Source organism: Sphingomonas sp. ACRSK, assembly GCF_022346685.1.
GTDB classification, from domain to species: Bacteria; Pseudomonadota; Alphaproteobacteria; order Sphingomonadales; family Sphingomonadaceae; genus Sphingomonas; species Sphingomonas molluscorum.
Window position 1 is genome coordinate 31,324 of sequence record NZ_JAKRNR010000014.1, and the last position, 21,335, is coordinate 52,658.

Annotated in this window: 23 protein-coding genes; 16 read left to right on the forward strand and 7 right to left on the reverse strand. The window is 70.1% G+C overall.

The genetic code is table 11. The features are described 5' to 3' along the window. Window positions 1–8 precede the first annotated feature (8 nt). The 6 genes from MHZ35_RS09355 (at window position 9) to MHZ35_RS09380 (ending at window position 5,855) form a co-directional block, all read left to right on the forward strand. A complete protein-coding gene (locus tag MHZ35_RS09355) occupies window positions 9–1,139 on the forward strand; it encodes a CDP-alcohol phosphatidyltransferase family protein (protein WP_239435358.1) in 1,131 nt (376 codons plus the stop codon). Further along, window positions 1,136–2,479 (forward strand): lipopolysaccharide biosynthesis protein, encoded by a 1,344-nt coding sequence (locus MHZ35_RS09360; protein ID WP_239435359.1) that lies wholly within the window; start codon window positions 1,136–1,138, stop codon window positions 2,477–2,479. Before MHZ35_RS09355 ends, MHZ35_RS09360 begins: the two co-directional genes overlap by 4 nt. Before the next feature lie 70 nt (window positions 2,480–2,549). Then, a complete protein-coding gene (locus tag MHZ35_RS09365; RefSeq protein WP_239435360.1) occupies window positions 2,550–3,023 on the forward strand; it encodes a DUF2141 domain-containing protein in 474 nt (157 codons plus the stop codon). A gap of 155 nt (window positions 3,024–3,178) precedes the next feature. After that, window positions 3,179–4,198 carry a diacylglycerol/lipid kinase family protein gene (locus tag MHZ35_RS09370; protein ID WP_239435361.1) on the forward strand — a complete coding sequence of 340 codons (1,020 nt, stop codon included), beginning with the start codon at window positions 3,179–3,181 and terminating at the stop codon, window positions 4,196–4,198. Beyond that, window positions 4,198–5,112 (forward strand): hypothetical protein, encoded by a 915-nt coding sequence (locus tag MHZ35_RS09375; protein ID WP_239435407.1) that lies wholly within the window; start codon window positions 4,198–4,200, stop codon window positions 5,110–5,112. Before MHZ35_RS09370 ends, MHZ35_RS09375 begins: the two co-directional genes overlap by 1 nt. Further along, complete coding sequence (locus MHZ35_RS09380; RefSeq protein WP_239435362.1) at window positions 5,109–5,855, forward strand: nucleotidyltransferase family protein; 747 nt, start codon at window positions 5,109–5,111, stop codon at window positions 5,853–5,855. Before MHZ35_RS09375 ends, MHZ35_RS09380 begins: the two co-directional genes overlap by 4 nt. Here MHZ35_RS09380 and MHZ35_RS09385 read toward each other — a convergent pair. Next, on the reverse strand, window positions 5,852–6,889 hold the full coding sequence (locus tag MHZ35_RS09385) for a glycosyltransferase family 2 protein (protein WP_239435363.1): 1,038 nt from the start codon (window positions 6,887–6,889) through the stop codon (window positions 5,852–5,854). The two genes, MHZ35_RS09380 and MHZ35_RS09385, sit on opposite strands and share 4 nt — an antisense overlap. A gap of 77 nt (window positions 6,890–6,966) precedes the next feature. Between MHZ35_RS09385 and MHZ35_RS09390 the strand changes: the two genes are divergently transcribed. Further along, entirely contained in the window at window positions 6,967–8,793 is a 1,827-nt protein-coding gene (locus MHZ35_RS09390; protein WP_239435364.1) for a cation:proton antiporter, read from the forward strand. After that, on the forward strand, window positions 8,790–9,407 hold the full coding sequence (locus MHZ35_RS09395) for an OmpA family protein (protein WP_239435365.1): 618 nt from the start codon (window positions 8,790–8,792) through the stop codon (window positions 9,405–9,407). Before MHZ35_RS09390 ends, MHZ35_RS09395 begins: the two co-directional genes overlap by 4 nt. A gap of 7 nt (window positions 9,408–9,414) precedes the next feature. On the opposite strand, the gene MHZ35_RS09400 is transcribed toward MHZ35_RS09395, so the two are convergent. Genes MHZ35_RS09400 through MHZ35_RS09410 form a run of 3 tightly spaced genes read right to left on the reverse strand, consistent with a single transcriptional unit; the run spans window position 9,415 to window position 11,024 of the window. Continuing rightward, the gene (locus MHZ35_RS09400; protein ID WP_239435366.1) at window positions 9,415–9,903 is read right to left on the reverse strand and encodes a GAF domain-containing protein; all 489 of its coding nucleotides are present in this window, start codon (window positions 9,901–9,903) and stop codon (window positions 9,415–9,417) included. A gap of 32 nt (window positions 9,904–9,935) precedes the next feature. Then, complete coding sequence (arfB, locus tag MHZ35_RS09405; protein ID WP_239435367.1) at window positions 9,936–10,361, reverse strand: alternative ribosome rescue aminoacyl-tRNA hydrolase ArfB; 426 nt, start codon at window positions 10,359–10,361, stop codon at window positions 9,936–9,938. A 12-nt stretch (window positions 10,362–10,373) separates the two neighbouring features. Then, a complete protein-coding gene (locus tag MHZ35_RS09410; protein ID WP_239435368.1) occupies window positions 10,374–11,024 on the reverse strand; it encodes an RluA family pseudouridine synthase in 651 nt (216 codons plus the stop codon). Window positions 11,025–11,113: 89 nt separating this feature from the next. Between MHZ35_RS09410 and MHZ35_RS09415 the strand changes: the two genes are divergently transcribed. Continuing rightward, window positions 11,114–11,998: a M15 family metallopeptidase gene (locus tag MHZ35_RS09415; protein WP_239435369.1), complete on the forward strand. Its 885-nt coding sequence runs from the start codon at window positions 11,114–11,116 to the stop codon at window positions 11,996–11,998. Window positions 11,999–12,032: 34 nt separating this feature from the next. Here the strand turns inward: MHZ35_RS09415 and wrbA are convergent, their stop codons facing one another. Beyond that, window positions 12,033–12,635, reverse strand: a complete 603-nt coding sequence (gene wrbA / locus MHZ35_RS09420) for an NAD(P)H:quinone oxidoreductase (protein ID WP_125960416.1) — start codon at window positions 12,633–12,635, stop codon at window positions 12,033–12,035. A 115-nt stretch (window positions 12,636–12,750) separates the two neighbouring features. Then, window positions 12,751–13,449 carry a pirin family protein gene (locus tag MHZ35_RS09425; protein WP_239435370.1) on the reverse strand — a complete coding sequence of 233 codons (699 nt, stop codon included), beginning with the start codon at window positions 13,447–13,449 and terminating at the stop codon, window positions 12,751–12,753. A gap of 126 nt (window positions 13,450–13,575) precedes the next feature. Here MHZ35_RS09425 and MHZ35_RS09430 point away from each other — a divergent pair, with 126 nt between their 5' ends. From MHZ35_RS09430 to ctrA, 3 genes are all read left to right on the forward strand, one after another. Next, a complete protein-coding gene (locus tag MHZ35_RS09430; protein ID WP_239435371.1) occupies window positions 13,576–14,484 on the forward strand; it encodes a LysR family transcriptional regulator in 909 nt (302 codons plus the stop codon). Continuing rightward, entirely contained in the window at window positions 14,481–15,506 is a 1,026-nt protein-coding gene (locus MHZ35_RS09435; RefSeq protein ID WP_239435372.1) for an AI-2E family transporter, read from the forward strand. The genes MHZ35_RS09430 and MHZ35_RS09435 overlap by 4 nt, the downstream gene beginning before the upstream one ends. A gap of 134 nt (window positions 15,507–15,640) precedes the next feature. Continuing rightward, window positions 15,641–16,342: a response regulator transcription factor CtrA gene (ctrA, locus tag MHZ35_RS09440; RefSeq protein ID WP_125960420.1), complete on the forward strand. Its 702-nt coding sequence runs from the start codon at window positions 15,641–15,643 to the stop codon at window positions 16,340–16,342. Between the two features lie 80 nt (window positions 16,343–16,422). On the opposite strand, the gene MHZ35_RS09445 is transcribed toward ctrA, so the two are convergent. Next, window positions 16,423–16,659: a hypothetical protein gene (locus MHZ35_RS09445; protein ID WP_125960421.1), complete on the reverse strand. Its 237-nt coding sequence runs from the start codon at window positions 16,657–16,659 to the stop codon at window positions 16,423–16,425. Between the two features lie 118 nt (window positions 16,660–16,777). On the opposite strand from MHZ35_RS09445, the gene MHZ35_RS09450 reads away from it, so the two are divergent. The 4 genes from MHZ35_RS09450 (at window position 16,778) to MHZ35_RS09465 (ending at window position 21,270) form a co-directional block, all read left to right on the forward strand. Then, window positions 16,778–18,595 (forward strand): ABCB family ABC transporter ATP-binding protein/permease, encoded by a 1,818-nt coding sequence (locus MHZ35_RS09450; protein ID WP_239435373.1) that lies wholly within the window; start codon window positions 16,778–16,780, stop codon window positions 18,593–18,595. A gap of 90 nt (window positions 18,596–18,685) precedes the next feature. Continuing rightward, complete coding sequence (locus tag MHZ35_RS09455; RefSeq protein WP_239435374.1) at window positions 18,686–19,345, forward strand: peptidylprolyl isomerase; 660 nt, start codon at window positions 18,686–18,688, stop codon at window positions 19,343–19,345. Between the two features lie 33 nt (window positions 19,346–19,378). Beyond that, complete coding sequence (gene queA, locus MHZ35_RS09460) at window positions 19,379–20,416, forward strand: tRNA preQ1(34) S-adenosylmethionine ribosyltransferase-isomerase QueA (protein ID WP_239435375.1); 1,038 nt, start codon at window positions 19,379–19,381, stop codon at window positions 20,414–20,416. Next, window positions 20,413–21,270, forward strand: coding sequence for an HpcH/HpaI aldolase/citrate lyase family protein (locus MHZ35_RS09465; RefSeq protein WP_239435376.1), 858 nt, complete (start codon window positions 20,413–20,415; stop codon window positions 21,268–21,270). The genes queA and MHZ35_RS09465 overlap by 4 nt, the downstream gene beginning before the upstream one ends. Window positions 21,271–21,335 lie beyond the last annotated feature (65 nt).

Sequence of the window (21,335 nt, forward strand, 5' to 3'; positions counted from 1 at the left end):
GCCCGAGTATGACACCCAAGGATGCCCAGCCCCGGCCGGCAGTCACGCCCGTCGGCAGCAACCCGACGCTGCTGTGGGGCATGACCAACGAAGAGCGCGTGCGGCGGATCGCCGCCTCGCGCGACCTGGCCTTCACCGACCAGCCGACCGGCCCGACGATCCTGGTCAATCTGCGGTTCGCGTTCGATCCCGTCTGGATCGCGCACCTGACCGGCAGGCCGGGAACGCTGGTGAGCCGCAACGGCGTGCCCGCACTCGCCCATGTCACGAACGCCGCGGAGCGTGAGGCGGTGCTCGCCGCGATGCAGGCGCAGGCGCCCGTTCCGCTCGACGCAGGCATGGACGAGATCCGGGCCGAGGCCGAGGAAGGCATCTTCAACGAGGCGCTGCGCAAGCGCGAGCAGCCGTTCGTCGAACTGCTGGTGCCCGAGGCGGTGCCCGGCATCGAGCGGGCGAGCTACACCGGCGCCTACAAGGGGGTGACCGACCTCCTCACCAAATATCTCTGGCCGGAATGGGCCTTTGCCCTCACCCGCATCGCCGCACGGCTGGGGATCACCCCCAACCAGGTGACGGCTGCCGGCAGCGTGCTGTGCATCATTGCCACGATCGCCTTCTGGCACGGATGGTTCTGGACCGGCCTGGCCACCGGGCTCGTCTTCATGGTGTTCGACACTGTGGACGGGAAGCTCGCGCGCTGCACCATCACGTCCTCCAAGCTCGGCAACGCCTGGGACCATGGCGTCGACCTCGTCCACCCGCCCTTCTGGTGGTGGGCCTGGGCCGCGGGGTGCGCCGATTACGGCCGGCCGCTCACCGACCAGATGTTCTGGCTGGTGATCGGGACGATGCTGTTCGGCTATGTCGCCCAGCGGCTGATCGAGGGCGCGTTCATCGTCCGCTTCGGCATGCATATCCACGTGTGGGAGCGATTCGACAGCTGGTTCCGGCTCATCACCGCCCGCCGGAACCCGAACATGGTGATCCTGTTCTTCCTGCTGCTGGTGCAGCGTCCCGACTGGGGCATCATCGGGGTGGCGGCCTGGACCGCGATCTCGCTGGTGGTGCACCTGGTTCGCCTGTTTCAGGCGATGTGGGTGGCCCGTCACGGCGAAAGGATCACCAGCTGGCTCGCGTGAACCCGTTCGCCGCGCGCACCGGCACCCCGCGCAAGGGGCTGGGCAGCGTCGCGCACAATCTGGGATGGTTGCTCGCCGGACGCGGCGTCACCGCCGTGCTGTCGCTCTTCTACCTGGCGATCGTCACGCGCACGCTGGGCGTGACCGACTTCGGGCGCTTCTCGATCATCGTCGGCGCTTCGCAGGTGCTGGTCGCGCTGGTGGGCTTCCAGACCTGGCAGATCATCGTCCGCTACGGCACCGCCCATCGCTCGGCGGGCGACCTCGACCGGCTCGGCCGGCTGTTCCGCGCCTGCACCGCCCTGGACGCGACGAGTGCGGTGGTGGGCGTGGGTGTCGCCGCGACGATCCTGAGTCTCTGGGGTGAAGTGCTGGGCATCGGCCCGACGCTGTGGCGCGCGACCTTCATCTTCACGATCATCCAACTGCTGTCGCTGCGCTCGACTCCGCTCGGCATCCTGCGGCTGAACGACAATTTCTCGCTCGCCGCACTTGCGGACAGCGCCACCCCGGTGGTGCGGCTGGTCGGCGCAGAGCTGGTCGCGCTGATCCACCCGACGCTGCAGGGCTTTCTGGTCGCGTGGATGGCGGCCGAGCTGCTCACGGCCACTGCCTATTGGCTCATGGTCGCGCGGACGGGTAACCTGCGGCTGATGCGCCGCCACGGCCACGGCCTGCGCGCGGTGGTGACCGACAACCCCGGCATCGTCCAGTTCGCGGTCAGCACCAACGCCAATGCGACCTTCACCCTGTCCAGCAAGCAGTTCCCGCTGCTGCTGGTGGGCGGCGTCGCCGGCACCACCGCGGCGGGCGAGTTCCGCTTGGCGGTGCAGCTGGCACAGGCGATGACGAAGCTGTCGCAGCTCCTCGCCCGCGCCGCCTTTCCAGAGATCGTGCGCTCGATCGATGCGGGCGGCCTGCGCAAGGTCGGCCGCTTCCTGGTCCGCTCGGTTTCGGTTGCGACGCTGGTGGCCGCGCTGGTGTTCGGGCTTCTGCTGCTGGGGGGCCAGCATGTGCTGGCGCTGGTCGGCGGATCGGAGTTCACCAACGCCTATTCCAGCCTGTTGTGGCTGACGGCGGCCGGGTGCATCGACCTGTGCACGGTGGGCTTCGAGCCCGTGCTGATGGCCGCCAATCGCGCCGGCAGCGCCTTCTTCGTCCGGCTGGCAGCCACGGGGACCATGTTCGCGGCGGCATTCCTGCTCTCGCCCAGCATGGGGGCGAACGGCATCGCGGCCGGGGTGCTGATCGCCTCGGTCGTCACAGCCGTGCTGCTTGCGCTGATGCTCGGCCTCGCGATCCGGCGGGACCGGCTGCGGACCGAAGGGGCGGTGGCGTAGGCCCCGACCATCTCCCGTTCATCCGGGCGGGCGCATAGCGAACGCCCAGTTGTTGCAACGAGAGTCTTCGATGTCGCGTACCGCTCTTGCCGCGCTTGCCCTGTTCGCGGGCGCCACCGCCCTCTCCGCTCCCGCCCAGGCCGCGCCGGCCTGCGTCGGCACGCCGGGGAACGGCAAGGTGAAGCTGGAGGTTGCCGCCACCAGCTTGCGCAGCGCCGATGGCGAGGTCGCCTTCACCGTCTATCCGGACGACAGCAGCCGCTTCCTGAAAGGCGGCGCCAAGCTCGCGCGTGCGCGGGTCAAGGCGACGGCGCCGACCACCCGCGCCTGCTTCTGGCTGGCGCCCGGCCATTATGCGCTCGCCACCTATCACGACGAGAACGGCGACCATAAGTTCAACCGCACGGCGATTGCGCCCAAGGAAGGATACGGCTTCTCCAACGATGCGCCGACCACCTTCGGCCTGCCCGCGTTCAAGGCGACGCGCTTTCCGCTGCCCGCCAGCGGCGGCAGCATCGCCATCCGCACGCGCTATGGCCGATAGGTCGTAAAAGCCGGGCGCTTCCCCGGCGAAACCGTGCGATAGGGGTTGCCGAAGGCGGCGGTCGCCACAAAACTGCCACGATATGGGCGCGGACGGGCCAATCGTGCGGTGCATGGGCCCGCCTCCCGTTCAAGCATCGTACCCCGGGGGCGCGTTTGAAGAAGATTACCTCGGAACCGGCAGAGCAGATGGCGTCCCCTACTCCCCTTGGAACGACGGTCCCCGAGCGCGGCACCCGCCCCGCCGGCCACCCGCGCACGGGGATCATCAGCAACAGCCGCAGCCATCGCAACCGCACGCGCGGTGCCGAAGCGGCAGTGGTGCCGGCCGATACCCCGAACCTGCTGTACCGCGGCCCCCGCACCCACCCGGCCCTGGCCCAGGCGCTGCGGGAGTTCCGCGACGCCGGCATCGAGCTGCTGGTGGTCGACGGCGGCGACGGCACCGTGCGGGACGTGCTGACCTGCGCGCAGGCGGTTTTCGGCGACGCCCTGCCCCGGCTGGCCGTCGTCCCCTCGGGCAAGACCAACGCGCTCGCGCTCGACCTCGGCATCCCGAACGACTGGACGGTGCAGGACGCGCTGGAAGCAGGCGTCCATGGCGGGGTCCGGGCCCGTGCGTCCGTGGAGATCCTGCGCGGCGACGCGGCCCGGCCGGAGCTGTGCGGCTTCCTGTTCGGGGCCGGTGCGTTCGTGCGCGCGACCGAACTGGCGCAGCGCACCCACAAGGCCGGCGCTTTCAACAGCTTCGCGGTCGGCATCTCGCTGTTCTGGGGAGTCGCCCAGACGATGTTCGGCGGCCACGCCAACGAATGGCGCGCGGGCGAGCCGATGCGGCTGCAGCTCGACGAGGGTGCCCCGGTCGACAAGACCTTCTACATCTTGTTCAGCTCCACGCTGGAGCGGCTGCCGCTGCGGCTCAAGCCCTTCGGCCACGAGCGCGCGGGGCTGAAGATGCTGGCGGTCGATGCGCCCCCCACCAGCCTCTCGCGCGCGGTGCCGGCGCTGCTGCGCGGCTCCGAGGCCGCCTGGCTGGAGCAGGCCGGCTACCGCCGCCATGACGTCCAGTCCTTCACGGTCACGCTGGAGGGCGGCTTCATCCTCGACGGCGAGCTCTACGACGGCGGCACCATCACGGTGCGCCAGGGCCGGCCGCTCCAGTTCGTGACGCCGTGATGCGCCCGCTACGTCGCGCCATTGCCGACATGCTGGCGGCCGAGGTCCGGCCGGAGATCGTCGAGGCGGCCGCGGTCGTTGCCGGCCGGCTGGGGGGATCGGCGGTGCTGTTCTACGGCTCGGTGCTGCGGACCGGCGACCTCGATGGGCTGCTCGACTTCTATGTCCTGACAGAAGGACCGCCGGCGCCCGGCGTCCGCGGCATGGTGTCGCAGCGGATCTGGCCCGACATCAGCTTCGAGGAGGTTCGCGTCGGCGGCCGCATGCTGCAGGCGAAGGTCGCGACCATGCCGCTCTCCGTCTTTGCGGAGGCGGCGAGCGGGGAACTCGCCGACACGACGATCTGGACCCGCTTCGTGCAGCCGAGTGCCCTGCTGTGGATCGCCGGCGCCGCGCAGGCGGAAGCGGTCGTGGACGCGATCGCGGCGGCGGCGACCACTGCGGCCCGCTTTGCCGCCGTGCTCGGCCCCGCCTACGGCGCGCCGGCCGCCTATTGGAAGGCGCTGTTCCGGGAGACCTATCGCGCGGAATTGCGGGTCGAGCAGCCGGGGCGGGAGGACCAGATCCTCGCCTATGACCCGCAACGCTATGCCGAACTGCTCCTCCTCGCCTGGGAAGCGGCGGGGATCGAGGTTCGCCGGACGCCGGACGGGGTGTCGCCGATCCTGGATGCAGAGACACGGGCGCAGTTGCTGCGCCGCTGGCGGTCGCGCCGGCGGCTGGGCAAGCCGCTCAACGCGCTGCGCCTGGTGAAGGCCGCCTTCCTGCTCGACGGGGCCGCGCGCTATGGCGCGTGGAAGGTCGAGCGGCATACCGGTGTGCCCGTCAAGCTGACGCCCTGGGCCGAACGCCACCCCCTGCTCGCCGCCCCCGGCGTGCTGTGGAAGGTCTGGCGCGCGCGGGCACGGGCATGAGCGCGTTCCACGCCCTGGTGCTCGCGGGCTCGCGCGGTGGTGCCGATCCGGTGGCCGTCTATGCCGGCGTGCCTGCCAAGGCGCTGATCGAGGTCGGCGGCATGACGATGCTTGCCCGCGTCATCCGGTCGCTCCGGGCAGCCGGTGCCACCCGCATCGGTGTCTCCGTCTCGGATCCGGCAGTCGCCGCCCATGCAGAAACGCTTGGTGTCGAGGTGCTGACCGCCGAGGCCGGCCCCAGCCGGAGCACCCGCAGCGGGCTCGCAACCCTGGGCACGCCGCTGCTGGTCACCACCGCCGACCATGCGCTGCTCGAACCGGAGTGGATCACCGCGTTCCTGGCGGCGACGCCGGCGGGCGCGGACGTGACCGCGCTGCTCGCCCGTCGCGACGTGATCGAGGCGGCGGTGCCGGACACGCAACGCACCTATCTGCGCTTCGCCGATGGAAGCTGGTCGGGGTGCAACCTCTTCTACCTGGCGACGCCCAAGGCGAATGCGGCGCTCGACCTGTGGTCGCAGGTGGAGGCGGATCGCAAGCGGCCGTGGCGGATCGTGCGTCGGCTCGGCACCGGAACGCTGCTGCGCTATCTGGTCGGGCGGCTCACGCTCGATCAGGCGCTCATGCGGCTGGGCGCCGCCGCGGACATTTCCGCGCGCGCGGTCGCGAGCCCGTTCGGACTGGCGGCGGTGGATGTCGACAAGCCTGCCGACCTCGACCTCGTCCGCCGCCTGGTCGGCTAGCGCCGGAGGCCCAGCAGCACCGGCGCGCTGGAGGTCAGCCAGCCCCGCGCCGGGCCGCGGATCAGTCCCCGGGCCAGCGGCGAGCGCAGGTAGGTCCGCACCGCCGCGGCCCGGCCCAGCGTCGGCATCGCGACGCGGCAGGCGAGCAGCCAGAACCAGCCCGTCGCCAGCGCCATCCCCTCGGGCGGGACGTAGCGGCTCTCGGCATTGCGCGCGCGCAGCGTCTGGAGCCAGTCGTCGGCCCACCGCAGGAAATCCGGCGGCGCCTCCACGCCCTTCAGCTTCGTCTTGCCCAGCATCGTGTGGCGGCGAAGATCCTCGGCGTCGAACCGCATGCCGAGCTCGGAAAGCGGCCCGGCGTAGAGCCCGCCCTTGCACTCCCGGATGCGGTCCTGCCGCTGGCACACGGTCTGGCCGGGATGCACCCGCCGGTCGACCAGCACCTGCGGCAGGTTCGCCAGCCTATGGGTCCGCGACAGGCGCACGAAGAGCTCCAGGTCCTCGCACACGTCGAAGCTCGGCCGATAGGGATTTGCCTTGAGCACCTCGGCCCGGCCCATCACTGAGGATTGCTGGAAGGCCGACCGGAACAGCAGCCAGGCGGCGATGTCGCCGGATTCGAGCGGCGGAACCCGCACGCCGCGCTTGCGCCGCCCCTCCTTGTCGATCTTGCCCGCGGAGCTGCCGACCAAGGCGATGCCCGGATTGCGGGCGAGGAAATCGACCTGTGCACCCAGCCGCTCGGGCCGGGCGATGTCGTCGCTGTCGAGCCAGGCGATCAGCCGGCCCCGTGCGGCGTCCAGCCCGGTGTTGCGCGCGTCGGGGATCCCGAGGTTGCGGGCGTGGCGCACCACCCGGATGCGCGGATCGCCGAACCCCTCCACCACCGCGACCGAGTCATCCGTCGAGCCGTCGTCGACCACGACCAGTTCGAAATCGCCGAACCGCTGGCCAAGGACGCTGCGGATCGCATCCCCCACCAGATGCGCCCGGTTGTGGACCGGGATCAGAACGGAGACGGTCGGAGTTGCCATGGCGCGGGGATAGCCGCCTCCCCCGCCAAAGCCACGGGAATTTGCGACACCCGGCTCAGGTGGGTATCGCGGGTCGCATGGAACAACAGGCTCTCCTCTTCGCGCTGATCGGCGTGCTCGGCATCGGCGCGCAATGGGTCGCCTGGCGAACGGGCTGGCCGGCGATCGCGCTGATGCTGGTGGCAGGGATCATTGCGGGACCGGTCACCGGGCTGATCGACCCACATGCCGCCTTCGGCCCGCTGCTCGAACCCGCCATCTCGATTGCCGTCGCGGTGATCCTGTTCGAGGGCGGGCTCAGCCTCAACTTCCGCGAGCTGCGCAAGACCGAGGGCGCCGTCACTCGCCTGGCGCTGATCGGCATCCCGGTCGGCTGGGCGCTCGGCGCGCTCGCCTGCTATTATGTCGCGGGGCTGGTGTGGCCGGTCGCGATCCTGTTTGCCGGCATCATGGTGGTGACCGGACCCACCGTGGTCCTGCCGCTGCTGCGCCAGAGCAACGTCGCGCCGCGCCCGCGCGCGATCCTGAAGTGGGAGGCGATCGTCAACGATCCCTTCGGCGCGCTCTGTGCCGTCATCACCTATGAATATCTCCGCCGATCCGAAGCCGGCGCCTCGCTGGGCGGGGTGATCGTGTCGCTGCTGGCGGCCGCAGTGCTCGCGGGCCTGATCGGCTATGCGGTGGCGCGCGCGATCGCCTGGGCGTTCCCGCGCGGGCATGTGCCGGAGTATCTGAAGGCCCCGGTCCTGCTGGTCGCGGTGATCGGCACCTTCGTGCTCTCGAACCTGATCCAGCAGGAGACCGGGCTGCTGGCGGTGACGGTCATGGGCATCGCGCTTGCGAACATGAAGCTCGACTCGCTGCGCGACGTTCACCCGTTCAAGGAGAACATCACCGTCCTCCTGATCTCCGGCGTGTTTGTGCTGCTCTCCGCCCAGCTCGACCTGGAGGTGCTGCGCCGCTTCGAATGGCGCTTCGCCGGCTTCCTGGTCGCGCTGCTGCTGCTGGTGCGGCCGGCGACGGTGCTCCTCAGCCTCGCATTCAGCCGGGTGCCGTGGAACGAGCGGCTGCTGATCGCCTGGATCGCGCCGCGCGGCGTCGTCGCGGTCGCGGTGTCGGGGCTGTTCGCGCTCCGGCTCGACCGGCTCGGCTACAGCGACGGCGACATTCTGGTGACCCTGTCCTTTGCGGTCGTGGTCACCACGATCATCGCCCATGGCTTCAGCATCCGCACGGTCGCCCGCTGGCTGAAGGTCACCGGCGCCAGCGAGCGGGGCCTGCTGATCGTGGGGAGCACCGACTGGAGCCTGGCGCTTGCCGAGCATCTGCGCTCGCTCGACGTGCCGGTGCTGGTGAGCGACAGCAGCTGGCAGCGGCTCTCCCCCGCCCGCCAGCGCGGCATCCCGACCTATCACGGCGAGATCCTGGCCGAGGCGACCGAGGAGCAGCTGGACCTCAGCCAGTTCCAGGTGCTGGCTGCAACCTCCGAGAACGAGGCCTATAATGCGCTGGTGTGCAGCGAGTTCGCGCCGCAGATCGGGCGCGACGCGGTGTACCAGCTGGGCGACGCGAGCGGCGATCCGCGCGCGCTGCCGGAGGCGCTGCGCGGCCGCGCGCTGTTCACCTCGGGCCTCGGCGTCGAGGAGATCACCGAGCGCGAGCGGGCCGGCTGGTCGTTCCGCAAGACCCGCATCAGCGAGCAGTTCGACTTTGCGGACGCGAAGGCGGTGCTGCCGGACGAGGCCGACATGCTGCTGCTGTTGCGCAAGAACGGGACGTTGCGCTTCTTCACGCATGCCACCCGCCCGACGCCGCAGCCGGGCGACGTGATCGTCTCCTACGCCCCGCCCCGCGTGCGCGAGCCGGAGACCCGAAACGAGAACCTGATTGGGGAGGAACGATGAAACGGACCTTGTGCCACGCGGTGACGGCCGGCGGGCTGGCGGCGCTCCTGGCGGGATGCGGCCCGTCCGAAGGCAACCGCGCCGAGCCCGGCCCGGCCGAGAATAGCGCCGAGCTGGAGATCGCCAACATCGCCCCGGCGCCGGAGCCGACGCCCGAGGGCAAGTCGATCATCCGCCCGGAAACCGAACCGGACGCCGAACCCACGCCGCCGCCGCTCGAGCCGATTGAGCGGACCGTCCAGTTCCCCAAGGGCGTCGCCTTGGACGACGCAGCCAAGGCTGCGCTCGACACGCTGCTGGCCGAGCCCGCGCTCCAGGCGGGCGGCGCGATCCGGCTGAGCGGCCACAGCGATTCGAAGGGTTCGGACGCGGATAACCTGCGATCGTCGCGGCGCCGCGCGGAGGCGGTGCGCGACTATCTGGTCGCGAAAGGCGTGGCCAAGGATCGCATCACCGTGATCGCGCTCGGCGAAAACCGTCCGGTAGCACCCAACGCCAACCCGGACGGCAGCGACGACGAAGCCGGCCGCGCACGCAACCGCCGCGTCGACATCGCGGTCGCGCTTCCCGAGCCGCAGCCGAGCCCCACGCCGGAGCCCAGTTCCGCCGACTGACGCGGGGTCAAACGCCCGCGATGCGGGGGGCGAGGCGCTGCATCAGCATCTCGCAGCCGGCCGCGTCCTCGGCATCGAAGCGCGCCGGCGACGGGCTGTCGAGGTCGAGCACGCCGAGCAGGCGGCCGTCGTGGACGATCGGCACCACCAGTTCCGAACGGCTGGCGGCGTCGCAGGCGATGTGCCCGGGAAACGCGTGGACGTCCTCGACCCGCTGGGTCTCGCGGGTGGACGCAGCGGCGCCGCACACGCCCTTGCCGAACGGGATGCGGATGCAGGCGGCCTTGCCCTGGAACGGCCCCAGCACCAGCTCGTCGGCGACGTTGCGGTAGAAGCCGGACCAGTTGAGGTCGGGCAGATATTCCCACAGCAGCGCCGCCGCATTCGCCATGTTGGCGACCGCGTCCGGCTCGTCGGCGGTGAGCGCATCCAGGGCGCTGGCGAGTTCGCGGTACAGCTCCTGCTTGGAGCCGGCGGCGATGTCGAAGACGTACATGGCGTTCCTTTTCCTCGTTGCGGCCCGGCGCCTCACTCGAAGCGGACCTTGCCGCGTCCGGCCTTGACGGCGCTGCGGCCTTTTTTCTCATCCACCCGCCGCGCCTTTGCCGCGCGGCTGGGCTTGGTGGGCTTGCGCTTGCGCGGCACGAAGGTCGCCTCCCGGATCAGGGCGACCAGCCGCTCGCGCACTTCCTCTCGGTTGAGTAGCTGGGAACGCGCCCCCTCGCTGCGCAAGACCAGCACCCCCTCGCGCGTCATCCGGGAGCCCGCCAACTCGGCCAGCCGGTTCTTCACGGCCTCGGGCAGGTTCGGGGAGGCCGCCACGTCGAAGCGCAGCAGCACCGCGCTGTCCGTCGTGTTGACGTGCTGCCCGCCCGGCCCGCTCGCGCGCGTGAAGCTCTCGACGAGCTCGTCGCTGTCGATGCTGATCGAGCGGGTGATCGGGATGGCTGCCATGTGGACGGCGCCTCAGCTGTCCCCGAAGCCCGCCGCCGCGAAACTCGGCGGCAGCGGCGCGGTCGCCTCCACCGGAGGCTTGCTGCCGCGGGGCACGGTGAGTTGCGCGGCGTGGAGCAGCATCGCGCCGCCCGCCCGGCCATAGACCGGGTCGCCCGCCACCGGCGCGCCCAGCCCCTCGGCGGCATGGACGCGGATCTGGTGGGTGCGTCCCGTCTCGGGAAAGAAGGCGACCAGCGCGCGGCCGCCGTCGGCGCGCAGCAGCTTCCAGTTGGTGCGCGCGGGCTTGCCCTTCGGGTCACCGACCATGCGCCAGCCCGCCTCGGGACTGCTCACCTTGGCGAGCGGCAGGTCGATCGTGCCGGAGCTTTCCGCCGGCACCCCGTCGAGCACGGCCAGGTAGCGCTTCTGCACCAGCCCCGCCTCGAACGCCTGCTGGAAGCGGGCGTGCGCCTTGGGATTGCGGGCGAGCAGCAGGCAGCCGCTGGTGTCGCGGTCCAGGCGGTGGACCGGCGTCGGCAGCCGCTGGAAGCCGAAGGTCAGTTCGTCCAGCCGCGATTCGATGCTCGGGCTGCGGTCCCGCGGACGGTCGACCGGCAGGCCCGCCGGTTTGTCGATCACGATCGCTTCGCCATCGATGAAGAGCACTAGGTCATCCAGCATGCTGGTCCCTTGCCACCGCCGCCGCCGACATGCCAGAGCGCAGGCGCCGAAAGGCGGCAGCGCCGCCCCGTGCGGTTCAGGAGGTTGGATTGCGTAACTCCCTGCGGATGTCCGCTGCGCTGGTGCTGGCGCTTGCCGCCTGCTCGGCGCCCAGGCCCGCTCCCGTCGAGGCACCGGTGGTGCCGGCCCCCACGCCTGCCCCCGCAGCACCGCCGCCCGCCGTCGCCGTCAACCGCGCGCCGATCGCGCTGTGCGACCGCGGCATCGTCCAGCCCGGGCCGGACGGGCGGCTGTTCAACCACTTCCCCTACCCGGATACGACGGAAACCGCGCTGATCCCGGCGCCGGAGGAGTTCGCGCCCGGCGGCAGCTGCCGCATCCACCCGGCGATGCTGGCCGACCTGCAGGCGCTGCTCGCCCGCGCCAACCAGGATCCGGCGATCGCGGGCAAGCTGCGCGCGGTGTCCTGCCACCGCTCGGTCCGCCTGCAGCGCCAGACCTTCTGCGGCGGCATCAACGCGGACGAGAGCAGCAGTTTTCGCGAGCGCGCCTGGGCATCGGCCCCGCCGGGGTTCAGCGAGCATGCCACCGGCTATGTCGTGGACTTCGGCACCCGCGACCGCGGCGGCTGCCCGGATGCCGAGGCCTGTTTCGCGGCCACCCCCGCGGGGCGCTGGCTGATCGCCCATGCCGCGGAGTTCGGCTTCGAGCAGTCCTTCCCGGCCGGCAACAAGCAGCAGGTGAAGTGGGAGCCGTGGCACTGGCGCTGGGTCGGCCGCACGCCCAACGCACCCGGCGCGGCAACCGCGCGCAGGCTGTTCGCGCCGGCGGCCGCACGCTTCCCCGCCTATCCCAACCGCCCGGAGGACAAGCGGCTGCTGGCGCCGCGGCCTACGAGGCCTGCCGCTCCGGCCCCGACGCAACCGGCGACGCCGGCTCCCGTGCAAGCCACGGTGCCGACGCCGCAGGGCTGAGCCCCGCCGCTCCGGGAGCGGCGGGTACCCCGGATCAGGCGGTGAGCTTGGCGGCGGTCAGCGCGATGCGACGACCCTGATAGCGCGCCGACTCGAGTTCCTCCGCGTGCGGCTGGCGGCTGCCGTCGCCGCCCGCGATGGTGGTCGCGCCATAGGGCGATCCGCCGCGCACTTCGTCCACGCCCATCTGCCCCTGGAAGCCATAGTCGAGGCCGACGATGGCAAGCCCGTGGTGCAGCAGGTTGGTGATGATCGAGAACAGCGTCGTCTCCTGCCCGCCATGCTGGCTGGCCGTCGAGGTAAAGGCGCCGCCCACCTTGCCGATCAGCGCGCCGCGCGCCCAGACGCCGCCCGTCTTGTCCCAGAACGCCGCCATCTGGCTCGTCATGCGGCCATAGCGGGTGCCGGTGCCGACGATGATCGCGTCATAGTTGGCGAGTTCGTTGACGTCCTCCAGCACCGGATAGGGCTGGTCCATCACATAGTGGGAGGCGCGGGCGAGATCTTCCGGCACCGTCTCCGCGACGCGGCGGATGTCGACTTCGGCGCCGGCGCCGCGGGCACCTTCGGCCACCGCCTCGGCCATCTTCATGATGTGGCCGTAGGACGAGTAATAGAGCACCAGAACCTTTGCCATCGCATGTCTCCTTGCTTCTGCCCGCCCGTCGGGCTGGTATTCGGGGGCCTGCCTCAGGGAGGGAGAGATCGGCAGGCCCCCTTCCCCGGCCGCACGTCGCAGCCCGGGAAACTCGTTATTCGGCGTCGACCAGGACGATCTCCGCATCCTCCAGCGCCGTGATCGAGACGGTCGCACCGCCGTCGATCGCCGCGCCGTCGCGGGCGTCGAACCGGACGCCGTCGATCTCCACCGCGCCGGTCGCCGGCACCAGATAGGCGTGGCGGCCCGCGCCCACCTCGTGGGTCAGGATCTCGCCTGCCTTCAGCGTCGCGCCGAGCACCCGTGCGTCGGCGCGGATCCGCAAGGCGTCGGCGTCCTCGGCAAAGCCGCTCGCCAGCGTCACGAACCGGCCCGAGCGATCGTCGCGCGGGAAAGGCTTGGCACCCCAGGAAGGCGCGCCGCCCTTGAGCCGCGGCTCGATCCAGATCTGAAAGATCCGGGTGGTCTCCGGCTCCAGATTATACTCGGCATGGCGGACGCCGGTGCCGGCGCTCATCACCTGCACGTCGCCCGCCGCCGTGCGTCCGGTGTTGCCCATCGAGTCCTGATGGGTGATCGCGCCGCTGCGCACGAAGGTGATGATCTCCATGTCGCGGTGCGGGTGCGGCGGGAAACCGCTGTTGGGTGCGATTTCGTCATCGTTCCAGACGCGGATCGCGCCCCATCCCATCCGCTTGGGATCATGGTAGTTGGCGAAGGAGAAATGGTGCCGGGCGTTCAGCCAACCATGGTCTGCATGGCCCAGGCCTTCAAAACTGCGTTTGTCGATCATGGGAAATTCCTTTCCGCTGGCATCGAGCCGTTGGTCAGAAGGTAGGCGCTCCTATCACCACGTAAACGGAAACGTTGGAAACTGATCGTTGCGGCGCTATAGCTGCAGGCACGGAGGTGCTGTCCGATGATGCTACCCGATTTCGAGGCCTGGGCGATCTTTGCGTCCGTGGTCGAACACCGTTCCTTCAGCGGTGCCGCACAGGCGCTCGGCACGTCCAAGGCCACGGTGTCGAAAGCGATCAGCCGCCTGGAGACGCGGCTGGGCGCGACGCTGTTCCACCGCACCTCGCGCCGCCTGACCCTGACCGAAAGCGGCCGAGCCCTCTCCGACCGCGCAGCCCGCATCCTGGCCGAAGCGCGCGAGGCGGAGGAAGTCGCGCGCGATTCCAACAGCACGCCCACCGGCCGGGTGCGCCTGGCCGCGCCGATGAACTTCGGCCTGACCCGTGTCGCCCCTGCGCTGGCCGATTTCCTGACCCTCTATCCCGGTATCGAGGTCGACCTGACGCTGTCGGACGCGCCGACGGACATCGTCGCGGAGGGAATCGACGTGGCGCTTAGAGTGGCGGAACTGCCGGACAGCAGCCTGCGGGTGCGCCGGCTGGCGCCGGTCACGCTCCACCTGGTGGCGGCGCCCGCCTATCTGGAGAAGCACGGCCGGCCCGAACATCCCGCAGACCTCGCCCACCACGCCTGCCTTGCCTATACCAACGCCAGTCGCCCGTTCGTCTGGCAATTCCGCCGCGGGAACGAGGAAGTGGCGATCCGGCCGGCCGGTCCCCTCTGCACCGACAGCGGCGAGGCGATGCTCCCGGCGCTCCGCGCCGGTCTCGGCATCACGCGCCTGCCCGATTTCATCGTCGATCAGGATCTGGCGGACGGCACGCTGGTCGAGCTGCTCCAGGACTGGCGGGAGACCAACATGGCGCTGCACCTCCTCACCCCGCCCGGCACGCTGCGGCCGGCCCGCGTCGAGGTGCTGATCGAATTCCTGGCGGAACGCTTCCGTCAGCTGTGCGCGAGCCGCCAGTGAACCGGCTTCGCCCGGACGCGGAGGACGCCCGCTTCCTGCGCCGCGTCGTCCTGCTGATCCTGATCGGCGCCGTCGCGGTCGCGCTCTATCGCGCGCTCAACCTGCTGATCCTGGCGTTCGGCTCGATGCTGGGCGCGACCGTGATCCACGCGCTGGCCGACATCTACGGGCGGCGCCTGCGCGTGCCCGAGCGTGCGCGGGTGCCGGCCGGCATGGTGACGGTGCTGGCCTCCGTTGGCTTCCTGGTGTGGCTGTTCGGCTATCAGTTCGGATCTCAGGTCAACGCCCTGGTGCTGGCGCTGCCGGGCCTGCTCTCCGACCTCGCCGCCTGGATGTCGCACTCGCCCGTCGGCGCGCGCATCGTCGAGGCGGTGGAGGCGGCCTTCGCCGGCTCCCGCATCGCGCAGGATATCGGCGGGCTGGTTCAGGGCTCGGGCGAGTTGCTGCTCAACTGCATCCTGCTGCTCGCCGGCGCGATGTTCTTTGCGGCCGATCCCGGGATCTACCGCCGCGGCGCGCTGTTGCTGGTGCCCCGTTCCAAGCGCGACGCGTTCGCGGATGCGCTCGACGACACGGCGGAGACACTGCGGCTATGGTTGCGCGCGCAGATCATCCTGATGACCAGCATGGGGGTGCTGATCGGCCTCGGCCTCTGGATCTCGGGCGTGCCGTCCGCGGCCGCGCTCGGGCTGCTGGCCGGTCTCAGCGAGTTCATCCCCTATGTCGGCCCGACCGCGGCCATGATCCCGGCTCTAGGCCTGGGCGCCACCCAGGGTACCGGGCCGCTGATCGGCGCCCTGGTCACCTATGCGGTGGTACGCCTGCTGCAGACCAACTTCATCACGCCCTTCGTCCAGGCGCGTGTGATCGCGATCCCGCCTGCCATCACCCTGTTCGCGATCATCGCGATCGGCATGGTGTTCGGCCTGTTCGGCCTCTTCTTCTCGGCGGCGCTGCTGGTGGTGATCTTCACGCTGATCCGCAGCCTCTACCTGCGGGAGACGCTGGGCGAAGACGTTTGATATCTCGCCTACGTACGCGTTCGACGTAAGAGAGATTTAGGATCGCGTTAACCTTTTGCCTTCACTTCGGTTTAGGTTAATGATTGTCCTACGGCGCGCCGCCTCCGGTTCGCTCGCCGCACAGGGGGACTGCGATGCGCGTTTTGTTGATCGAGGACGAACCCACCACTGCCAAGGCGATCGAGCTGATGCTCGAGGCCGAGGGGTTCAACGTCTACACCACCGATCTCGGCGAGGAGGGGCTCGATCTCGCCAAGCTCTATGACTACGACATCATCCTTCTCGACCTGAACCTGCCCGACATGCACGGGTACGAGGTTCTGAAGAAGGTCCGCGTCGCCCGGGTGCAGACGCCGGTCTTGATCCTGTCGGGCATCAGCGAGATGGACACCAAGGTCCGCTCGTTCGGTTTCGGCGCGGACGATTACGTGACCAAGCCCTTCCACCGGGAAGAGCTGATCGCCCGCATCCACGCCGTGGTGCGCCGCTCCAAGGGCCATTCCCAGTCGGTCATCAAGACCGGCAAGCTGGCGGTGAACCTGGATGCCAAGACCGTCGAGGTCGACGGCAACCGCGTCCATTTGACCGGCAAGGAATATGCGATGCTGGAGCTGCTCTCGCTCCGCAAGGGCACGACGCTGACCAAGGAGATGTTCCTGAACCATCTCTATGGCGGCATGGACGAGCCCGAACTCAAGATCATCGACGTGTTCATCTGCAAGCTGCGCAAGAAGCTCAGCACCGCCTGCGATGGCGAGAACTACATCGAGACGGTGTGGGGCCGCGGCTATGTGCTGCGCGATCCCAACGAGCAGCCGACGGCGCAGGTCGCCTGATCCCGGCTGGACTGGACACGAAAGGGCCGCGGCTTTCGATCAAGCCGCGGCCCTTTTTCGTTGGCCGGAAAAAGCGCCGGTCAGCCGCCGCGGCTCGGCTGCGGCGGTTCGTTGCTGGCGAGGCGTGCGCTCTGCTGCTGGCAGGCGGCGGCGATCGTCGGGTAACTCAGGTCCGTGTTGCGGACCAGCGCGTCGGGCATCGCCGCCTGGCACGACTGGATGCTGCTATAGGTCGCCGGCTCGATGCGCGCGCTGCGGCACTGGCTGGAGTCATCGGCACAGCCCATGATCGCGATGACGTACAAGATCGAGCTCATTCGACTTCCTTTCGGGGAGTCAAGCGATTGAGATTACATCCGGTTCCATCAGCCTTGCTCGGTCGCGACTTGCTCGGTCCGTTGCGCAGCGGGCCCGGACATCCCAAATCGGGATCCGATGCCTCCTGATACTTCTGCTCCCGCCGTGTCCCAGCGGCCGATGATCGCGACCCTCCGGCGCTTCCTCCCCTACCTCTGGCCAAAGGGTCAGGCGGGGCTGAAGCTGCGCGTCGTGGGCGCGCTGCTGCTGGTGGTCCTGTCGAAGCTGGTGCAGGTCTATGGCGCACCCTTCGCGCTGCAGAACGCGATCGACACGATGAGCGCCGGCAGCCGCGACGCGCTGTGGCTCGTGGTGGCGCTGATCGTCGGCTATGCGACCGCGCGCTTCGGGGCGACGCTGTTCGACAACCTGCGCAACATGGTGTTCGAGCGGGTGGGCCAGGATGCCGCGCGCCGGCTGTCGGGTACGGTGTTCCGCCACCTCCATGGCCTGTCGCTGCGCTTCCACCTGGAGCGCCGCACCGGCGCCATCACCAAGGTGGTGGAGCGCGGCACCAAGAGCATCGACACGATGCTCTACTTCCTGCTGTTCAACATCGCGCCGACGGTGCTCGAACTGGCGCTGGTGCTGGGCATCTTCGGCGTCCGCTTCGGCGGGTGGCTGGTGGTCGGCACGGTGGTGATGGTCGCCGCCTATATCCTCTTCACACGCTGGGTGACCGACTGGCGCAACGCCCTGCGCGAGCGGATGAACGACCTCGACACGGGCGCCGTCGCGCATGCCGTCGATTCGCTCCTGAACTTCGAGACGGTGAAGTATTTCGGAGCGGAGGGCCGTGAGGCCGAGCGCTACGAGCGTGCCGTCGCCGCCTATGCGACCGCGGCGGTGCGCAGCGAGAACAGCCTTGCGCTGCTCAACATCGGCCAGGCGCTGATCACCGGCGTGATGCTGGCCGGCGGCATGGCGCTGGTGGTGTTCGGCTGGGCGAGCGGGCGCTTTTCCCCCGGCGACGTGGTACTGGTCTCCACGCTCCTCACCCAGCTGTTCCGCCCGCTCGACCTGCTCGGCATGGTCTATCGCACCATCCGCCAGGGGGTGACCGACATGGGTTCGATGTTCGACCTGATCGACACGCCGACCGAGGTGCGCGATGCCCCCGACGCGCCCGCCCTTGCCGTATCGCACGGCCATGTCCGCTTCGAGGACGTCCGCTTCGGCTATGATCCGGAGCGTCCGATCCTGAAGGGGATCGACATCGACGTTCCGGCCGGCACCACCCTGGCGGTGGTCGGTCCATCGGGTGCGGGCAAGTCCACGCTCGCGCGGCTGCTGTTCCGCTTCTACGACCCGACCGGCGGCCGCATCACCATCGACGGGCAGGACATCGCGCAGGTGCGGCAGGATTCGCTGCGCGCCGCGATCGGCATCGTTCCCCAGGACACCGTGCTGTTCAACGACACGGTCGGCTACAACATCGCCTATGGCCGCGCCGGCGCGACCGCGGACGAGATCGCGGCCGCCGCCCGCGGTGCGGCGATCGCGCCGTTCATCGAAAGCCTGCCGGACGGCTATGACGCGCGCGTCGGCGAGCGCGGGCTGAAGCTTTCGGGCGGCGAGAAGCAGCGCGTCGCGATCGCGCGCACCCTGCTCAAGAACCCGCCCGTGCTGATCCTGGACGAGGCGACCAGCGCGCTCGACAGCCGGACGGAGGCGGAGATCCTCTCCACGCTGGAGGCGATCGAGCGGGGCCGAACCACCATCGTCATCGCCCACCGCCTGTCGACCGTGGTCCACGCCGACCGCATCGTCGTGCTGGAAGCGGGCCAGGTGGTCGAAAGCGGCACCCATGCCGAGCTGCTGCGCAAGGGCGGAGTCTATGCCGAGATGTGGGCGCGCCAGGCCGCCGAGCGCGAGGAGGCGCTCGCCGCCGCCTGAGACGGGGGCGGCGGGAGCGAAAACGCGCCCCTACCCCCGCCGCGGGAAATCCTCTAAGCCCCTGGCCGAGAACTTATCCCCGGGGTGGAAATGCGCCTGTTTGCCGTTGTTTTCGCGTTGTTCGCGTCCTTGTTCGCGCTGCCCGCCGCAGCCCAGCTGATCGATGTCCCCGGCCGCGCGGCACCGCCCGCGACCACCGACAAGGAGAACCTGTGGCTGCTCGACCTGTCGAGCGGTGGCCGCGTCACCGTCTGGCTGCGCCCGGATGTCGCCCCCAAGGCGGTCGAGCGCGTGAAGACGCTCACCCGCCAGAAGTTCTACGACGGCCTGCCCTTCCACCGCGTGATCGAAGGCTTCATGGCCCAGGGCGGCGACCCCAAGGGTGACGGCACCGGTGGCTCCGAGCTTCCGGACCTGGAGAAGGAGTTCAACTATCTTCCCCACGTCCGCGGCGCCGTCGCCGCCGCGCGCGCGCAGGACGAGAACAGCGCCAACAGCCAGTTCTACATTATGCTCGCGCCGCGCCTCGCGCTCGACAAGAAGTACACGGTGTTCGGCCGCGTGCTCGACGGCATGCAGTATGTCGACGCGATCCAGCGCGGCGAGCCGCCGGCGAACCCGACCCGCGTCGTCCACGCCTATATCGCCGCCGACAATCCCCCGCCGTACCAGCCGGCACCGGCCGCTGCCGCCACCGTTCCGGCCAAGGACCAGAACCTGACGCTGCCGTCCGGCCCGGCCAAGCGCTGACCCATCCACGCCGGTCGTTCGGCGGACGCTGAGATGAATGTAGACGATTTCGACTTCGAGCTGCCCGCGGAGCGCATCGCGCTTCGCCCGGCGGCGCCGCGCGATGCCGCACGCATGCTGGTGCTCGACGACGCCGGCACGCGCGACGCGGTGGTAACCGACCTTCCCGACGCGCTCCGCCCGGGCGACCTCTTGGTCTTCAACGACACCCGCGTCATCCCCGCCCAGCTGGAGGGTCGCCGCGGCGAGGCGCGCATCGGCGCCACCCTCCACAAGCGCGAGGGGCCGCGCGCCTGGCGCGCCTTCGTGCGCAACGCACGGCGCCTGCGCGACGGGGACGTGATCGACTTCGGCGCCGGCGTGTCGGCGACGGCAGGCGAGCGCGGCGACGATGGCAGCGTGCTGCTGGAGTTCGCGGGCGACGAGCCGGTCGAACTGCTGCTGGAACGCGCCGGCCGCATGCCGCTTCCGCCCTACATCGCCTCGAAGCGCGAGACCGACGCGCGCGATGCCGAGGATTACCAGACGCTGTTCGCGCGGGAGGCCGGCGCCGTCGCCGCCCCCACCGCGGCGCTGCACTTCACGCCCGGCCTGATGGCAGCGCTGGAGGCGCGCGGGATCGGCCATGCGACGCTCACCCTCCACGTCGGCGCCGGCACCTTCCTGCCGGTGAAGGCCGCCGACACCGACGAGCACCGCATGCATGCCGAATGGGGCCGACTCGACGCTGCAACCGCCGATCGGCTCAACCAGGTGCGCCGCGACGGCGGCCGCGTGATCGCGGTCGGCACCACCAGCCTGCGCCTGATCGAAAGCGCCAGCGGCGAGGATGGCATCATCCGCCCGTTCGAGGGCGACACGGCGATCTTCATCACGCCGGGCTATCGCTTCCGCGGCATCGACGGGCTGATGACCAACTTCCACCTGCCCCGATCGACGCTGTTCATGCTGGTATCGGCGCTGATGGGGCTAGGCCGGATGCAGGCGGCCTATGCGCACGCGATCGCCAGCGGCTATCGCTTCTACAGCTATGGCGACGCCTCGCTGCTGCTGCCCGAACGGCCCGCATGAGCGACCTTCGCCCCCGCCGCAGCGCGTTGTTCCTGCCGGCGTCCAACGCACGGGCGATCGAGAAGGCGCGCACCCTTCCCTGTGACGTCGTGATCCTCGACCTCGAGGATGCGGTCGCGCCCGAGCAGAAGCAGGCGGCGCGGGAGGCGGCAGTGGCGGCGGCGCGAGAAGGCGGGTTCGGCGCGCGTGAGCTGGTGCTGCGGGTCAATGGCCTCGATAGTCCCTGGGCAGCCGGCGACCTCGCCGCCGCCGACAGCGCCCCCTTCGAAGCCGTGCTGGTCCCCAAGGTGAACGCCGCGGCCGACGTCGACGCGGTCGAGGCGCAGGTGCAACGCGCTCCGATCTGGGCGATGATCGAGACCTGTCGCGCCATCCCCGCGCTCGGCGCCATCGCCGCGGCTGCCGAGCGCACGCGGCTCCAGGCGTTCGTGATCGGCACCAACGATCTCGCCAAGGAGATGCGCTGCCGCCTCTCCCCGGATCGCGCGGAACTGCTGCCGCTGCTGACCCTCGCGCTCGCCGCCGGGCGCGGCTGGGGGCTCACGGTGCTGGACGGCGTCCACAACGAGATCGACGATGATGCCGGGTTCGAGGCGGTGTGCCGGCAGGGTGCCGCCATGGGCTTCGACGGCAAGACGCTGATCCACCCGCGCCAGATCGCGGCCTGCAACGCCGCCTTCTCGCCAAGCCCGGAGGATGTGGCACGGGCCGAGGCGATCGTGGCCGCGTTTGCGACGCCGGACGCGGACGGCCGGAGCGCGATCCGCCTAGACGGCGCGATGGTGGAGCGGCTGCACCTGGAACAGGCGCAGCGCGTGCTGGCACTCGCCGCCCAAGGCCGTTCGGCCGACTGAATCCGGTTGCGCCTGCCGCAGGTTGGACAGGCGCCCCGGCAGGCGATAGCCTCCATCCCGACAGA

Coding starts and splice junctions, on each gene's coding strand:
- ctrA (WP_125960420.1), top strand. CDS start 15,641: ATGCGCGTTTTGTTGATCGAGGACGAACCCACCACTGCCAAGGCGATC.
- wrbA (WP_125960416.1), bottom strand. CDS start 12,635: ATGGCAAAGGTTCTGGTGCTCTATTACTCGTCCTACGGCCACATCATG.
- MHZ35_RS09375 (WP_239435407.1), top strand. CDS start 4,198: ATGCGCCCGCTACGTCGCGCCATTGCCGACATGCTGGCGGCCGAGGTC.
- arfB (WP_239435367.1), bottom strand. CDS start 10,361: ATGGCAGCCATCCCGATCACCCGCTCGATCAGCATCGACAGCGACGAG.
- MHZ35_RS09425 (WP_239435370.1), bottom strand. CDS start 13,449: ATGATCGACAAACGCAGTTTTGAAGGCCTGGGCCATGCAGACCATGGT.
- queA (WP_239435375.1), top strand. CDS start 19,379: ATGAATGTAGACGATTTCGACTTCGAGCTGCCCGCGGAGCGCATCGCG.
- MHZ35_RS09465 (WP_239435376.1), top strand. CDS start 20,413: ATGAGCGACCTTCGCCCCCGCCGCAGCGCGTTGTTCCTGCCGGCGTCC.
- MHZ35_RS09450 (WP_239435373.1), top strand. CDS start 16,778: ATGCCTCCTGATACTTCTGCTCCCGCCGTGTCCCAGCGGCCGATGATC.
- MHZ35_RS09395 (WP_239435365.1), top strand. CDS start 8,790: ATGAAACGGACCTTGTGCCACGCGGTGACGGCCGGCGGGCTGGCGGCG.
- MHZ35_RS09445 (WP_125960421.1), bottom strand. CDS start 16,659: ATGAGCTCGATCTTGTACGTCATCGCGATCATGGGCTGTGCCGATGAC.
- MHZ35_RS09390 (WP_239435364.1), top strand. CDS start 6,967: ATGGAACAACAGGCTCTCCTCTTCGCGCTGATCGGCGTGCTCGGCATC.
- MHZ35_RS09400 (WP_239435366.1), bottom strand. CDS start 9,903: ATGTACGTCTTCGACATCGCCGCCGGCTCCAAGCAGGAGCTGTACCGC.
- MHZ35_RS09455 (WP_239435374.1), top strand. CDS start 18,686: ATGCGCCTGTTTGCCGTTGTTTTCGCGTTGTTCGCGTCCTTGTTCGCG.
- MHZ35_RS09410 (WP_239435368.1), bottom strand. CDS start 11,024: ATGCTGGATGACCTAGTGCTCTTCATCGATGGCGAAGCGATCGTGATC.
- MHZ35_RS09380 (WP_239435362.1), top strand. CDS start 5,109: ATGAGCGCGTTCCACGCCCTGGTGCTCGCGGGCTCGCGCGGTGGTGCC.
- MHZ35_RS09430 (WP_239435371.1), top strand. CDS start 13,576: ATGATGCTACCCGATTTCGAGGCCTGGGCGATCTTTGCGTCCGTGGTC.
- MHZ35_RS09365 (WP_239435360.1), top strand. CDS start 2,550: ATGTCGCGTACCGCTCTTGCCGCGCTTGCCCTGTTCGCGGGCGCCACC.
- MHZ35_RS09355 (WP_239435358.1), top strand. CDS start 9: ATGACACCCAAGGATGCCCAGCCCCGGCCGGCAGTCACGCCCGTCGGC.
- MHZ35_RS09385 (WP_239435363.1), bottom strand. CDS start 6,889: ATGGCAACTCCGACCGTCTCCGTTCTGATCCCGGTCCACAACCGGGCG.